General features: G+C 53.3%; 12 protein-coding genes. 5 read left to right on the top strand and 7 right to left on the bottom strand.

Annotation, left to right across the window (positions count from 1 at the left end):
* Positions 1–20 precede the first annotated feature (20 nt).
* From ACN0XZ_RS14470 to ACN0XZ_RS14495, 6 genes are all read right to left on the bottom strand, one after another.
* Entirely contained in the window at positions 21–1,688 is a 1,668-nt protein-coding gene (locus ACN0XZ_RS14470) for a tetratricopeptide repeat protein (protein WP_417458497.1), read from the bottom strand.
* A gap of 32 nt (positions 1,689–1,720) precedes the next feature.
* Entirely contained in the window at positions 1,721–2,779 is a 1,059-nt protein-coding gene (locus ACN0XZ_RS14475; protein WP_417458498.1) for a D-glucuronyl C5-epimerase family protein, read from the bottom strand.
* A gap of 14 nt (positions 2,780–2,793) precedes the next feature.
* On the bottom strand, positions 2,794–3,585 hold the full coding sequence (locus ACN0XZ_RS14480) for a cytidylyltransferase domain-containing protein (protein WP_417458499.1): 792 nt from the start codon (positions 3,583–3,585) through the stop codon (positions 2,794–2,796).
* A gap of 10 nt (positions 3,586–3,595) precedes the next feature.
* Complete coding sequence (locus ACN0XZ_RS14485) at positions 3,596–4,561, bottom strand: ATP-grasp domain-containing protein (RefSeq protein WP_417458500.1); 966 nt, start codon at positions 4,559–4,561, stop codon at positions 3,596–3,598.
* Positions 4,561–5,616, bottom strand: a complete 1,056-nt coding sequence (gene pseI, locus ACN0XZ_RS14490; RefSeq protein ID WP_417458501.1) for a pseudaminic acid synthase — start codon at positions 5,614–5,616, stop codon at positions 4,561–4,563. Before pseI ends, ACN0XZ_RS14485 begins: the two co-directional genes overlap by 1 nt.
* Positions 5,617–5,698: 82 nt before the next feature.
* A complete protein-coding gene (locus tag ACN0XZ_RS14495; RefSeq protein ID WP_417458502.1) occupies positions 5,699–6,616 on the bottom strand; it encodes a hypothetical protein in 918 nt (305 codons plus the stop codon).
* 265 nt (positions 6,617–6,881) lie between these two features.
* Between ACN0XZ_RS14495 and ACN0XZ_RS14500 the strand changes: the two genes are divergently transcribed.
* The 4 genes from ACN0XZ_RS14500 to aroQ all read left to right on the top strand — a co-directional run bounded on the left by ACN0XZ_RS14500 (position 6,882) and on the right by aroQ (position 12,968).
* Positions 6,882–8,117 (top strand): TIGR03862 family flavoprotein, encoded by a 1,236-nt coding sequence (locus ACN0XZ_RS14500; protein WP_417458503.1) that lies wholly within the window; start codon positions 6,882–6,884, stop codon positions 8,115–8,117.
* A gap of 70 nt (positions 8,118–8,187) precedes the next feature.
* A complete protein-coding gene (locus ACN0XZ_RS14505; protein ID WP_417458504.1) occupies positions 8,188–10,983 on the top strand; it encodes an ATP-binding protein in 2,796 nt (931 codons plus the stop codon).
* 92 nt (positions 10,984–11,075) lie between these two features.
* Entirely contained in the window at positions 11,076–11,969 is an 894-nt protein-coding gene (locus ACN0XZ_RS14510) for an alpha/beta hydrolase family protein (RefSeq protein WP_417458505.1), read from the top strand.
* 21 nt (positions 11,970–11,990) lie between these two features.
* On the top strand, positions 11,991–12,968 hold the full coding sequence (gene aroQ / locus ACN0XZ_RS14515; RefSeq protein WP_417458506.1) for a gamma subclass chorismate mutase AroQ: 978 nt from the start codon (positions 11,991–11,993) through the stop codon (positions 12,966–12,968).
* 19 nt (positions 12,969–12,987) lie between these two features.
* On the opposite strand, the gene ACN0XZ_RS14520 is transcribed toward aroQ, so the two are convergent.
* Complete coding sequence (locus ACN0XZ_RS14520) at positions 12,988–14,202, bottom strand: M24 family metallopeptidase (protein ID WP_417458507.1); 1,215 nt, start codon at positions 14,200–14,202, stop codon at positions 12,988–12,990.
* A gap of 158 nt (positions 14,203–14,360) precedes the next feature.
* On the opposite strand from ACN0XZ_RS14520, the gene ACN0XZ_RS14525 reads away from it, so the two are divergent.
* A complete protein-coding gene (locus tag ACN0XZ_RS14525; RefSeq protein WP_417458508.1) occupies positions 14,361–15,518 on the top strand; it encodes a glycosyltransferase in 1,158 nt (385 codons plus the stop codon).
* Positions 15,519–15,660: the final 142 nt, after the last annotated feature.

Genomic DNA, 15,660 nt, shown 5'->3' on the forward strand with positions numbered 1-15,660 from the left:
CATCCTGCGTAGCCTGACGCTCACCGTCTATCGGACAACCATTTCTCTATCTCGTCCACTATTTGCCGCTCAGATTCAGCACGGTAATTTTTCGCATAATTAATGTAGAGAAAGCGATAATTCTTTGCGAAGGGCAGCCTTACATCTTTTCCCAGACCAAAAACCCACCATGGCGTACCTCTATGTACACACCAGGTTTCTACGCCTTGGGCCATCGCCAAGGATTGTGTAGCCGTGGATGAGCCAATAACAAGATCGAGATTCGCCATAATCGCAAGATTTGCCTCTATATCCTGCTTCAGGTCCAACTTATCCATGTTGATAAATCGATCTCCGGCGATAGACGACAGTATTTCCAACTCATTGTCATCCGCCTCATACTGCAAATTCACAATCTGTATGCCAGGGATGGCCGCGATAACTTTTGCCATTTCCAAGCCAATATAGCCATGCTCGCGGCCTTCACGGAGATTTCCGCTTCGCCAGGAAAGCCCAATACGAGGTAACTTACTGTTCCGAGCCAGCTGCTCTGCCATCTTTTGCTGTCGTTCCGGATCCGCTTTTAAATAGCCGCCTTGGAACGTACTGATCTTGTCCAGTGATTGCCAAAAAACACGGGGAAGAGACCCAATCGGAAGTGCTTTATCCACTTTCAACCCCGCCATGCCTGGCCCCAGAGGCTCAATCTCAGGAAAGCTTCTGGTTCTCACCCCAAGACGCACGGTATCCACGTAGGGAACAATCTTGACCCCAGGAAAACTACGTTCATAAATGCTTTTAAGTCGGGGATCACAACCGATCACCAATTGACCGACCATCTCTCGAACGCGTTCAAAAAAAATCGCAAAGAAAACTTCATCCCCAAGCCCTTGTTCGGCTGCCAAGAATAGTGTTCTTCGTTCGAGGTTTTCACCGTGCCAATATTGAAACTGATGGCTATAGGTTAAGGATTTGCTCGAACCACGTTTCTCAGAAAAACGCGCTTCATAGAGGTCCCACGCGCGTTCAAATTCCTGTTGCTGCAGTAGTGCCATCGCCAGGCCAAGCTTTAGCTCTGGGTTTTCTGGGTCTGCCGCTAAGGCTTGTTCGTATTTGCCTAACCCCCCCCCCTTATTGAGATTCACTTCAGCTAGGTTGGCCAGTGCTTGTACATGGTCGGGGTCATATTTCAGAGCTTCATTAAAAAAAGCTCTGGCAGAAGGAACATTGTTGAGATGCTGAAGAGTTATAACGCCCAGCACGTTCCATAAACCAGCACTTTGAGGGAATTGGGGCAACGTGGCCTGCATAAGCCCTATCGCCTCATCAGACTCGCCCAACCGGTGAAGACATTGCGCGTAGGCAATATAGTGATCGGGCTCAGATGGGTTTAGATTGATTATTAATTCTAACACCTTCTTGGCGATATCTGGCAACTCAAGATCCATCGCGATCTTAACTATCAATGTTAGTATTGCCTCTGTCGGTTTGTGAACCTTAAGGGCCTCCATCAGAAGCTCAATTGCTTCGGTCCTACGCCCGAGCTCAGCCAAACCATATGTCGCGACAGTCAAAACATTAATACTGGACGGACACATTGCCCAAGCCGCGTTTATCTCACGCACAGCAAGGTCCACATCGGCCAGCCTCGTGGCCTTGTCTGCCTTTGAAATGGCAGCTCTCTCTACCTGTTTTGAAAAACTTCCCAATATACCCCCACCTCGGATGTCAGATACACAAATCAGTTATTCGCGCAGAAAACACCATATCTATACAACGTCCAACGCACTAAGCATGCCTCAAAAGTACCGGGCCGCAACGCCTCGAACGCTGATAGAACACGCACGTGAACATCATGATAGCCAAGGCGCGCGGGATTTGGAGGTAAATGCTCGTTGCCAACCTGCAAGTGTGTCAAATCATAAGAGCTCCGGTCACCCAGATCATAGAAGGGCAAAGCTCTTGCCAAAGTCTTGATACCATCATCAAAAAGTCGCAGTGCATCCTCGAAACCATACCTCTCCCACGCATCATGAAGCCCCAGCAAGGAGTACATAAACCCATTCAGCACCAGAGAGGGACGAGAGGTTGGATATTCTTCGTAGAACGGGTGCTGACCTAAAAACTGGGTAACGACACCCCCATTTGAAACTAATCGACTGAAAGGAAGCAGTGCTTTTCCCACGACCATCTCCAGTTCCGGGCTCCGCATTTCCTCAGGCGCTCGGCAGAGCGCAGAGATGCAAAGGCCCTGCGCCAAAGCAGAAGTCCAGTTTTCTGTCAGCGCACCACCTGTTCGTCCAGGAAAGAAATCATATGCAAAGGGCACTGCCCACGCCCCGGAATCGGCATTCTGCGTTTTGACAAGCCACGACACAATTCGCTTATATCGCTCAAAACAATCTTTATCGCCTGTATGATTGTACTTACTAATTTGGTTTATCGCGATCAACCCAATGGTAACGGGGTAGGCTTGTCGTTCGTTAGACCAACCATATTTGTTTGTGGGTATCCCCAGTTCCTCATCAAACTCCACAAATCCATTATTCCGCATATAATCAAATATGTGAAAATTGAAGTAATCTGCGTCTACCGAGAAGCTGTCGACCCAATACCCTTTGGCCTTCGCATCGGCGAGAATTTCTGAAATCTGTGGCGGATGTTCCATTGACGCTGATTTACAGATATAGGGCTTGGCCTCTCGCTTCAATTGATCAACCGGTACGGGCGATGGGTATAATGCATCATAACCGTACTCTCGGATCTCGTCGGTAGCTTTAGTTTCCGATTCTGACTTCACTTTACCGCTCTATCTCAAAGTTTATTTGTTCTACCTGGTGCACCATTCGAAGCGTTACTATAAATTTGCTTATTTTTTTCATGCCATATTGGTGCAAGATGGCCGTTGATTTCGCGCAGTTCACCATTTTTCTCTATAATTGCGAGAACCTTCCTCCAGGAAGTTGTCTCCACTTCACCCGTTAAACAAAATAGAGCATTCAGGAACTCATAGTCTTCGGGGTAATCCAGCACCCAGCGATTACCCTTGTGATAGTCAAAGTCAGGCTTATGGATATATTGGCTCAGGTTTTTCTGCCTTTTGATCCAAAGCGTTACATGCTCTCGGTCAAGTTCATGGCTCGCATTTGTACCTGCTGCCTCCAGCATATGTGCGGTCATCACTTCACAGTCGAGGCCATGCGGCCACCACGCAGCTGCACCATAGTCTACGTTCCGTTCTTTTACGCCATCAAGTAAGCCCTGACACACCTCCGGGTCGAGCAGCGGACAATCAGATGTTACCCGCATGATATAGTCTGCGGGGAAAGCCTCAAGCGCGGCGACATAACGGGAAAGTACATCCTGTTCGCTGCCACTAACAACGCCTGCGCCGCACTCTGTCGCAAGATCGGCGAGGGGCTTATTATAGTCCCCGACAGGGATCGCGACGATCACCTTGTCAACGCCCGCTATCTTTTGGCACCGCTCAATAACCCGGCGCAGCACGGGCACCCCACCAAGCGGCATAAGCACCTTGTCCGGCAACCGGGAAGATGTGCGGCGCGCCTGGATCACACATATGCAGTTGAGTTTCCTAGTGATCACAAACCACCCTCTATCCGCTGGGCATTACAAGGCGGTCGGTTGCATAGCGCAGGGACGTTAAGCCAATTCTTATGGGGCGCGCGAGGCGGGCTTCTGCCTCCGCACCTTGCATGAGCTGAACGATGCGTTCAGGTGACGAAAGCCCACCCTGAATGCTGAGGTTGGAACAACCGCCAAAACGCGCATTGACTTCAATAAGGCGCGGGCCTTCCGTGTCGCTATAAAACATCTGTACCAGATTGTGCCCTCTGAGCCCCAGATCCTGCGCAAGGGTCAGCGCAAGCTTCTCTGCGTCTGGCAGCGATACGATACGAGAGCGCCAACTCTCACCGTTCACGAGTTTAAGTCGCTCCCGCGCAACCGCTTGCATCGGCTTACCTTCAAAATCGAGGAGAAGGTCGCAACTAATCTCTCTGTCCTGCACATAAGGCTGCACCACATAATCATTGATATCGACCTTCAGCCGCTCGAAAGCAGACAGACTTTCAACCAGAACACCGCCGCCCGTGAACGTACCGTCCCGGTGACGCATGAAAATCGGGAACGCATTTTCCTTATGCACATCCGCAAGCGGCAGCACCGGAAAACCTTTTTCAACGCAGTAAGCCTGAAAGTTTTTTTTGTCCTGACAGGCGGCAAGAACGGCTGCGTCCGGTAGTGGTACCGTCACGCCCATTGCTTCAAGCGTCGGTTTCAAGCTCGCAAGACGCTGCAACTCGCCGTCTCGTGTCGGAATTAAAAGTGCAATCTGGTGCCGCTCACAAATGTCTAACAGGCGGCTTTCATAATCTGGCGCATCGTCTTTCGGCAGCCATTCAAAGCCATCGGCAAAATGCCCCGCGCAACAGTCCCGGTCCATATCGCTTGCAATGACCCGCGCGCCTAAAGGATGCAACACGGCCTTGAAAGCCTCCACCAGCAGCACCTTTGCGGATGCACTGGTAATCAGACAGTTGATAACACCCTGCTTTTTCATCAGGCCAACATTTCCCATGTCAATGGCGTGCCCGCCGGTGCATCTTCTAGTACGCTTCGCCCGAGAACTTCATCCAGATGTCGCGGATGCAGCCCACCGGCAGGCCGAATGCTGCGAATGTTTTCGCGTGTCAGCGGCTCACCTTTGCGGACATTTTCTACGATATAAAGGGAGCGTTTAAAGCGCAAACTTTCTTCTTCGATGCTCAACGGGGCTATCTTGTGATCATGGCTCGCCTTGTGAAGGTCACGGCACTGTCTGACCAAAGAACCAAGCTCATGCGGTTCCAGTGAAAAAGCACTGTCAACCGCGCCATCGGCACGAGAAAGGCAAACGTGTTTCTCAATAACATTCGCGCCTAGCGCCACAGCCGCAAGCGGCGCGGCCAAGCCCTCGGAATGGTCAGAGAAGCCTATCGGAATATCGTATTTGCTCCTCAAGTGCGCAAGAGACCCCAAGTGCGTTTCAGATAGAGGGGTTGGATACGCGCTTACACAGTGTAGGATGGAGAGGTCCCGCACCCCGCCCTCAACCAACACCTGAACAGCTTCGTCAAGCTCTGCATCACCTGATGCGCCTGTGGAGATAAAGACCGGCTTTCCTGTTTGCGCGACGCGGCGGATTAGGCCAACATCTACAAGCTCGCACGAAGCAATTTTATAGGCTGGCGTATCAAGGCTTTCGAGCAGATCAACCGCCGTTTCATCGAACGGAGCGCTGAAAGCAATAAGCCCGAGCGCACGCGCATGGTCAAAAAGTGTTTCGTGCCACTCAAACGGCGTATGAGCTTCTTCATAAAGGTCATAGAGCGTTCGCCCTGCCCAAAGGCCAGCCTCATCCACACGAAAAGCGGGCGCAGTGCTGTTCAGCGTAATTGTATCTGGGGTGTAGGTCTGAAATTTAACGGCCTCTGCGCCGGCGTCCTTACAGGCCGAGATTAGTTTGAGCGCCTGATCAAGCGAGCCGCCGTGATTGCCGGATAGTTCTGCGATAACAAGCGGCGGTGCCATGCCGCCGATCTCCCGCCCCGCTATCTCAAAGGTTCTGTTGAACATATGAACGTCTTTCGCAACCACCGAATTCAAATCTATAATTCGTTGGAATCGCTACCTTATGCAAGGTTGAATATGCTTCTGTTCAGGCGGGGGAAGCACCAACATGCCGAGCAATAGACATGGCCGCGCCTTGAGACACCGAGGCCGACTGAAGCCCTTCAGTGCTTTGGCTTACCGCAAGCTTTGATATCTTCAACGCATCAAAGGTATCCAGAGCCGCTACACCCATTGAAGGCAGGAAACCGACATTCCGGTGTTGATCTGATTGGGTGGCTGCTGCACATACCTGGCACCCGGCCGCCAATGCCTCAAGCACAGTAGCCCCTGCAGCTCCCACATAGGTGCGGGCGCCACCGAGCAGTGCGGCCATATCTGGCGCACGTAAAATCTGTACCTTGTCACCCTCAAGCGCCAGAAGGGCGGCACAGGGTTCTTGGTATGCCGGAATGGGCACGTAAATGGGCTCATCCGTTTGTGCGGCCAATCCTGCGGCAACCGGCGCAGCCAGGCTGCCATCATCCGTACCGCCAAAGCTCACTACATAGCCGCATCGCGCGTCGCGGGGCTGTGCGCGCTCAAAAAACACGTCATCCACAAGCGCATAAGACGGTCCGCGAAATATCTCCTGCGCCTTATAGGCCGAGTAATCAAGCTCAAGTGCATAAAGGTTGGGGTTGATGACAAAATCACAAGTAATGGGGCGTTCAGCCAAATCGTCAATCACGCAGCTGACGCGCGCGGTTGCGCAGATGGCGCTCACCTCCGCTGCGGAAAAACTGCAGGTATCCATGATAAGAAGATCGTGGGAAGCACCCAGTTCAGCGATCGGACGCGCGGTAAAGCCCATAGCACTTACCAGGTCGCTACCTTCATCGCTGGTGACAAAAACATCGCATACAACGCCTTGAGCCACAAAAGCGCGCGCAAGGGTTAAGGTCCGGCGGACCCTTCCCAGGCCAGACTTTTTACCACACTCAATAATGATCGACGCATGCGTCACATTCATCTCCCAGTTCCAGACATTTCGGCAACATCTTGCCGTACCTCAAGAATGTCTGAAGCACCCATAATGAATGCCACTATGCATACTATATGCCAAGCGTTAATAAACTATATCATAAAGAGAAATTGGAACGGCGCCTCTAAACAGGCGCCTTCAGCCCTGCAAAAACTACCCTCAAAAGACCAATGCTGGCGAAACTTGCCGTGCCTGCGCCAAAGGGCTATGGTGCGCGCTTATCAACCTTCTCGATCGTGAAACCCGCATGCCAGACCCAACCGATGTAGTAGATTTTGCCATAATCGGCGCTGGCCCTGCGGGCTTGATGGCGGCTGAAGTGTTGTGTGCAGCAGGCCATAAACCCCATGTTTTTGAAGCGATGCCAACGCCCGCGCGCAAGTTCCTTATGGCGGGCAAATCCGGCCTCAACATTGCCCACAGCGAGCCGATTGACACCTTTCTCACCCGGTATGGTACAGCTAAAGGCAATCTTGAAACGGCGATCAGGGCTTTCTCACCGGATGATGTAAAAACCTGGGCCAACGGCTTGGGCATTGAGACCTTCACCGGCAGCTCAGGGCGTATTTTCCCAACAGCGTTCAAGGCCTCGCCACTACTGCGCAGCTGGCTCAAACGTCTGGAAGCAGGCGGCGCGCACCTTCACGCCCGTCACCGCTTGGTCTCGCTTGGCAAAAATGGTGATTTGACATTCACGACACCGGAGGGGGAAAAAACCGTCGCCGCATCTACAGTGCTTTATGCACTTGGCGGCGCAAGCTGGCCTAAATTGGGCGCCAACGGCGATTGGCAAAACGCCTTTAAGCATGCGGGCGTGGATCTCGCAGGCTTTCAGCCGTCCAATTGCGGCTTCGACTGTGGCTGGAGTTCCTTCTTTACGGAACGCTTCGCCGGTGAGCCTGTTAAGAATGTGAAATTATGCCTCGGCGATCAGATCGTACAGGGTGATTTTGTTGTCACGCAAACAGGCGTGGAGGGAAGCGCCATCTACGCGCTGTCTGCCCAAATGCGTGAGGCGATAAACTCGGCCCACGCGTTCAGCCTGACACTGGATCTCACTCCTGATCGCTCACTAGAACGGCTCAGTAGCGCCCTTTCGCAACCTCGCGGTAAAAAATCATTCGCGACCTTCCTCAAGAAAACAACCAGCCTTACAGGTGCGAAAGCCGCGCTGCTTAGGGAAGCCTGTCCCGACCTCCACACGCAGCCAGCCGATGTTTTGGCGGCACTCATCAAAGCCTGCCCCCTTCCCATTAAGCGGCCACGCCCCATTGAGGAGGCGATCAGCTCCGCAGGCGGTGTAAAGTTTGAAGCCCTTGATGAGAATTTGATGCTGCGAGCAATGCCCGGGCACTTCTGTGCTGGTGAGATGATCGACTGGGATGCTCCCACCGGCGGCTATCTGCTGACAGCCTGTTTCGCCCAAGGGCGTCAGGCGGCGCATGGCATGCTCACATGGCAGGCAAAAAGACAACCAAAATAGTTATTCTCTCAACCGATCTTTAACGTTTCCTCCGCCAAAATGCCTTCGCAAACGGAAGGCTCGAACTCAGGTGACATCCCAACCCCTATCTGCGGCGCTTAAGCCCAAACCGCCAAAGTATTTTTTGCTGCAGGTTTTTCTTGTGGCGTTGCTGTATTTTGCGACAGGAAAATTGGGTCTTTTTCTTGCAACCGACAATGAATATTCGACCCTGATCTGGCCACCGTCCGGTATCGCGCTCGGCGCCATACTCCTCCTCGGCTACCGGATCTGGCCCGCCATCGCGTTGGGCGCGTTTGCTACCAATGTCTCTTTCAGCATCGAAAGCATGACGTTGATCGATATCCTCACCACACAACCGCAAAACTATTTTATCGCGCTGGGGAACACCGCACAGCCGCTTCTTGCCGCTTATCTGTTGCAGCGCTTCAAATCTTACCCAAACCCACTAACCCAGATTGGAAAGATCGTTCAGTTCTATCTGATCGCTGGCCCACTCGCCTGTCTGGTTGCTGCCACAGTCGGCGCGGCAAGCCTTTACGGTTTTGGGGTGATACCGGCTGCGGATATCTTCAATACCTGGGGCACCTGGTGGATTGGGGACACCAATGGGGTCATCCTCATCACACCGCTCATCATCGCCTGGGGTTTACCACGGGACAACGCCTGGGTGCTTCGGCGTGTCGCCGTCACAGCGGGCCTCTTGCTTGTGCTGCTGATGCTCACCATTTTTGTCTATCACTCGCGCAAATGGAATGACGATGAACTTCAAAAGCGAGTGGCCTTTGAGACGGATACCATCGCCCGCGCTCTGCAAGACGAAGTTGCCAACGCCGTCACCACTGTCTACGGGCTAAGTGGCGTAATGGCGCTTGCGCCGGGTATTCGTTTTGATGAGTTCCAAAGCTACGCCCGCATACTGCTGGACCGTGCACCTGGGCTTTCGGGCCTTTCATGGAATCCGCATATCACCGATACGGACCGGGCATGGCATGAAGCGCGATTGTCTCGCGACTATGGCGAAGACCGCACCATCACAGAACGTCAGTCAAACGGTGCATTGGTTGCTGCGGCTCCAGCGGACGAGTATGTCTATGTGCATTTTCTCGAACCTCTTGTGGACGGCAAAAGCGCGGTTGGCTTCAACATCTGGTCCAACGATGCGCGACGTGCTTCGATTAATAAAGCGAGAGAAATTGACAGTGCCGTCATCACGCCTCGCATTTCCCTTGTACAGGGCACCTATGGCGCGCTGATCCTTCTGCCGGTAAAAAACCGCGAGGTTGTTTCTGGATATGCAACAGGCGTCATCCGCATCGCCCATATTGTCGAGAAAGCGATGGTCGCTGCATCAGCACAGGGTCTTTATATCAAGCTTGATGATCCTGAGGCTGAAGCCGACCGAACACAACTTTATGAGGGTTTTCCTCTTCAGTCCCCTTCCCTAGACAAAACGCGCGATAACCTGACCCATAGAGCAGACATCAAAGCCGCAGACCGAACATGGCAATTAAGCGTCACACCAACGGACAGTTATGTTTTTGCGTACCGGTCCAAAACTTCATGGCTTGTCATGCTGGCGGTGTGGACATCTGCGGCAACCCTCGGTGTGCTATTTCTGGTGCTCACCGGCCGACATTTTGAAACCGAGCGCTTGGTAGCAGAACGCACGGAGGAGCTTATTCTGGCAAACCGGGCCAAAACTGATTTTCTGGCAAATATGAGCCATGAAATCAGGACTCCAATGAACGGCGTTCTTGGCATGCTGAACTTGCTTGACGATGGTGATCTGTCAACTGAGCAACGAGACCTTGTTGCCGTCGCGCGCAAATCCGCAAAATCGCTCCTTGTGGTGATCAACGATATCCTTGATTTTTCAAAGCTACAGAAAGGCGAGGTAAGGTTTAATGCAGAACCAATAGAGTTGGAGCCTGTGGTCGCAGATACCGTGCAACTTCTACGTCCCACCGCTGACGAGAAAGGCCTCCAGCTCAATTTCCACAGCTACTCGAAGCAGAACCTGCCAGTTGAGTTCGACCGCGCGCGTCTGCAGCAGATACTGTTCAATATCATTGGTAACGCCATCAAGTTTACAGATACCGGTAAGGTTGACGTTGACATCACGGTCACCGCCCAACGCTTCAATAAAGCCGCCGCAATTATTGAGGTGCGCGACACAGGCATTGGTATCGACCCTAAAGATCAAAAACGCATATTTGACCGCTTTGTGCAGGTAGATGGCTCATCGTCCCGCCGGTATCAGGGGTCGGGCCTCGGCCTCGCTATTAGCCGCCAGTTGGTCGAACATCTCGGCGGCGCACTGTCCCTTGAAAGCACATTGGGTGAAGGTACGCTTGTGACCATTCATCTGCCAAACCTTGTCCGGTGCGAGCGCGACCGACGGCCACCCAAGGCGGAGGCACCCAAAGCCACCCCACCACGAACTGCATTAAAGGTGCTGGTGGCAGAGGACAATATGGTGAACCAGATGATCGTTCAGAAGCTTCTGACCCGGCATGGCCACAGCGCGATCATGGCTTCAAACGGTGCGGAAGCCGTTACCACGCTTGAGCATATGGTGACGGAAGGAGCCCCCTTGCCGGATTTGGTATTGATGGATATCCAGATGCCGGAAGTTGACGGCGTTGAAGCAACCAAGCGCATTCGGGCATCAGACGGGCCCATCGCCAACATCCCAATCATTGCCCTCACTGCAAATGCTCTGCCGGAACAACATGCCAGCTATCTTGCAGCAGGTATGAATAATTGCGTCAACAAGCCTATAGAGTTTGGAAAATTCTATAGTGTGATCGCGGAGGTTTTGGGGCTGAAGGTAGCAGACCTTGCCGAGCGCAGAAAAGCCTGACACCAGAACCCTATCCTTATTGCGAATTGACAAGCGAAGCCACATAGCGAAATTTGACAGCAAGATTTTCCCACGCCTGTCAGGAGACGCTCGTGCCAACGCTTACTTCTCTTATAAAACTGTTAGCCCTTGTTATCGGCTTATCAGCCGCCGCTGCCGCCCGAGCGCAAGACCCGGTACATTCTGATCCCGTGGCAGTGGACCGGGCGGCACCGCCCGGCCTGGTTGAGCTGACAGTCCCGAGCGCTGGTCATCAGATGGCAGGCCACCTCTATACAGCGAACGGCCCGGGCCCACACCCAACCGTTGTCATGCTGCATGGCTTCCCGGGAAATGAGAAGAACCTCGACCTCGCGCAAGCCTTGAGGCGTGCCGGGTTTAATACCCTTTATTTTCACTATCGCGGCGCGTGGGGTAGCGGCGGCACCTATAGCGCCCAACATGTGATCGAGGATGCTCATGCTGCACTTGCGTATGTGCGAGCACAGGGCGCAGCCGGTAACTTTAGGATCGACCCAACACGGGTTAGCCTTTTTGGGCACAGCCTCGGTGGCTTCAACGCGATCATCACCGGTTCAACCGACAAGGATGTGCGGTGTACTGTGGCCGCCGCACCTGCCGATCTGGTGCCTTTTGTGAAAACCGCCACCAGCGACGTTGTATCCGGCACAGCGGCGGAAGCTCCTGTGCCCGGGCTTGACGGCTATTCCTTCGCGGACTTGGTGCGGGAAACCCAACAAAACGCCGATGCGTTCAGTCTCGTTCCACGGATGGTTGGTTTTACCGGCCGCGCGTTGATGATTGTCTCAGGCGACAAGGATAATGTGGTCCCACTTGCCACGCAAACACCGCTTGCGGACGCCGCCAGAGCTGCTGGCGCAAGACCCTTTGAACATGTAGTGCTGGATGCAGACCACGGCTTCTCGTGGGGGCGCTTCAAGTTTCTGGACACGGTTGTACCGTGGATGCAGAAGAACTGCCAATAGGCAGCGAAAAAGGAACGGGATATGAAACACCAGTCAATGCGCCAGATCATCACTCTGCTGTGCTTACTGCTGGCACCCGCTACCTTGGGTGACAAGGTTTGGGCAGACAGTAAAATCTATCTTGTGCGCCACGCTGAAAAAGTCGCCGATGGAAGCCGGGATCCTGCTCTCACAAAGGAAGGGCAGGCACGTGCGAACTGGCTTGCGACTTATTTCAAAGGCAAGTCTCTCGATACCATATTTTCAACGGATTACCGCCGCACCCGCGCAACCGCGATGCCGACAGCGGATGAGCATAACCTGAGCCTCATTCTCTATGACCCACGCACGCTTGAGGATTTTGCAGAAACGCTGAAAGGCCGCAAGGGACAAACCCTCGTTGTTGGGCACAGCAACACCACTCCAGTGCTAGCTGGGCTCTTGATTGGCGAAGAGTTTGAGGAACTGGATGAGCGTGTTTACGACCATATCTATGTAGTGAGCATCGCTGATGATGGTACCGCCAGCTTAAGCATCGAATATAGCGAACCGCGCACCGTGCTTGAGGTCACTGAACTGAAATCCTCGATTGAAGCCCGTCTCGCTGTGATGGCCGAAGTGGCGCACTATAAATGGGCCCACAAGCTTGCCATTGAGGCACCTGAGAGGGAGGAAGCCATATTGCGCTCGACTGCCATGCAAGCCGTAGAGCTTGGCCTTGGTGCCGGAGAGGCTGAGATGGCCGTCAAGGCCCAGATGAAAGCCTCTAAGCTCGTGCAAAGCGCTCAGTTTAAAGCATGGAAAAACTCACCTCCCACGGGTCCTGTTCCTGACCTTGAAGGTAACCTGCGACCAAAGATCAGCAAGCTAACAGAGGCCTTCTTGAAAAGCCTGAAGGCCGCGAAACCTTACCTATCCAGCTGCCACACCGCCGCCGCACTTTCGCGCACAGATATGGCCACACCAGATGTATGGCATGCTGCCACATCTGCGCTGTTGCCGGAGGGTGGGTGCTCCTAAAAGTACCACGGAAGTTTCTCTAGGCTGCTTCCCCAAACGGATCATCGATACTGTGGCTTGGCTCGGTAAACCATTTGGGGCCATCCTCGGTCATATAAAAATGGTCCTCAAGGCGAACGCCGAACTCGCCGTATAAGCACAGCATGGGTTCGTTTGAAAAACACATGCCTGGCGCAAGCGGTGTATCATCTGAGCGCACAAGATAGGGCCATTCATGGATATCAAGCCCGATACCGTGCCCGGTGCGGTGCGGCAAACCCGGCACGTTATACTCTGGACCATAACCAACACTCTCGAGGTAAGAACGTGCGGCATTATCAACATCTCCGCAGCGAACGCCTATCTGAGCGGCCTCAAAAGCTCTCGCTTGCGCTTCTTTTTCATGCGCCCAAACCTGTCGTTGTTTCTCGCTGGCTTCACCAAAAACATAACTGCGAGTGATGTCTGACTTATAGCCAAGAAGCTCGCAGCCTGTATCGATGAGCACCATGTCACCATCTTTCAGGGTTTGCGGGTTTTTCACGCCGTGCGGATAAGCCGTGGCTTCGCCAAACAACACAATGCAGAACACCGAACCACCAGGCGCGCCCACCTTTTTATGTGCCTCATGAATGAAGGCCGTCACCTCAGTGGTACTGATCCCGGCCTTTAGGATGCGCGCCGCCGCTTTATGAACTTCTATCGTCATATTCTTGGCGCGTTGCATCAAGGCTATCTCAGACGCGGACTTGTGCATGCGGCACGCAGCTGTCACCGGCCCCGCATTCACAAATTCGGTGCCGGGAGCCGCCGCCCGTAAGCCTTCAGCAAGAAAGAAAGGAGCGGCCTCGTCAATGCCGATCTTGCCGGTTGGGGCGAGATCAGCAAACAGCCTTGCCGCCAAGGTGTAAGGATCTTCATGTTCCTGCCAGCCATATACCTTGCCGGGCAAGCACATATATTCGTTCAAGGTGCTAACCTCAAAAGCGGGAGCAATATAAACGATATCACCGGAGCGCGGAATAAGCGCGCCGACCATGCGCTCGCTCGGCCACCAGCGGGTGCCGGTAAAATAATAGAGGTTGGTGCCAGCATTGATATAGACGGCGGAAAGGCCCTGCTGCTGCATGACTTGCTGCACTTTGGCGACCCGCGCCTCAAACTCATCAAGCGTGATGGGCTCAGCGCCCGCTGTCATATCCTGAAGTTTTTCCAGTTCTGTTTGCTGGTCTGACCCACCAATGCCCCGTGCCATAAACTGATCCTTGTTGCTTTTTTTGAAGACCCTTGTGAGGCGGGAGCCTATCATGTTCATCTAAGACCGAAAGCAAAATTGTATACAACATGATATTAGCCCCCGGCTGGAGCTTATGATAAGCAGAAACAAAGGCTATGAGGGGCCCACGACCAGCCATGAAATCTAAGCTCACAATCGTTATTGTTGCCAGGAATGCAGAAGCAACCATTGCTAGGGCGGTTGCGTCAGTCCGTGCATCCGGTGAATGGCCCATTCTTCTGATTGATGATTGTTCCGATGACGAAACAATTAATGTAGCCAACGAAGTTGGTGGTGAATTCCTTAAAGTACACAAAACAAAACAAGCGGTTGGTATTGGTAACGCACGACAAACAGCACTTGATCATCTCACAACCGATTTCGCCATCTGGCTGGATGCAGACGATGAAATCCTACCGCACCGCCCAGCAGCCATGCTCGGAGCATTGAAAGCCGATGCCGATCTTTGTTTTGACGATGCTATTCTCTTTGACCCTGCAACGGGCGACGATAAGCACCTGCTGCCGATCCCCGCGTTCGTAAAGGAACCTTGCGGCATCCTGAGGTCTTATGAGCGCAACTGGATTCCTGCCCTAACCGGCGGCTTTAAAACCGCGTTTGCCCGGTCAGTCGGCTACGACCGTTCGTTCCCGTGCGCTGAAGACTATGACTTCCTTCTGCGCGCGATCGCCGCGGGCGCTAAGATTCGTTTTCTGGATAGTGTGGGCTACCGCTATGCACATTCCGCTCAAACAGCATCCCGCTATATTGAACTCACACAGAAATTCTGTGAAATCGCGTTGGCCAAGCACGACTTTTCCAGCCTCCGGAAACGCCTTGAGGGTAGCGGGCTACCGGAAGGCGACCGGATTTTCACGCTCGCGCAAGTCGCCGATAAGCTTGGAGACATTCAAGCATGGCATGCGGCGGTACAGGACCTTGGCACCACCGAAGGGCTCATACCGCCCTATGATCGTCCGGGTGCGTGGTTGTCGGCTTACCTTCGGGCGACATCTGCCCTCAGAGCCCATGAATATGCGGCTGCAGCCCAACTGCTTACGCCCCTAGTAGGCAACGATCCCTCTGCGGATATCTACAACAATCTCGGTGTCGCCCTGTGGCATCTGGACGATCACGCAGCCGCCAAACAACAGTGGCAAAGGGCGGTTGAGCTTATGCCACTGTATCTGGACGCCACCGAGAACCTGAAAATGTCGCTAAGTGGCACACCGCAACGGGTTACCGAAGCCCCGCTCAGGCGAGCCGCCAACCGAAGCTCTTATGTGCCCAGATGAAAATCTTTTTTTAAACAATTTCAGCAAGACTGTTGGCTTGGGGGTCACAGGGATGTGGCGAGGAATGCTTAGGTCATACAGAGAACTACCTGCCCAACATTGGTTGGTGTACATGGGTAGCTACACAAAAGCCGCAGTAAAC

This window comes from Kordiimonas sp., assembly GCF_048264555.1.
Lineage (GTDB): Bacteria > Pseudomonadota > Alphaproteobacteria > Sphingomonadales > Kordiimonadaceae > Kordiimonas.

Coding starts and splice junctions, on each gene's coding strand:
- ACN0XZ_RS14485 (WP_417458500.1), bottom strand. CDS start 4,561: ATGAAAAAGCAGGGTGTTATCAACTGTCTGATTACCAGTGCATCCGCA.
- pseI (WP_417458501.1), bottom strand. CDS start 5,616: ATGTTCAACAGAACCTTTGAGATAGCGGGGCGGGAGATCGGCGGCATG.
- ACN0XZ_RS14500 (WP_417458503.1), top strand. CDS start 6,882: ATGCCAGACCCAACCGATGTAGTAGATTTTGCCATAATCGGCGCTGGC.
- aroQ (WP_417458506.1), top strand. CDS start 11,991: ATGAAACACCAGTCAATGCGCCAGATCATCACTCTGCTGTGCTTACTG.
- ACN0XZ_RS14520 (WP_417458507.1), bottom strand. CDS start 14,202: ATGGCACGGGGCATTGGTGGGTCAGACCAGCAAACAGAACTGGAAAAA.
- ACN0XZ_RS14525 (WP_417458508.1), top strand. CDS start 14,361: ATGAAATCTAAGCTCACAATCGTTATTGTTGCCAGGAATGCAGAAGCA.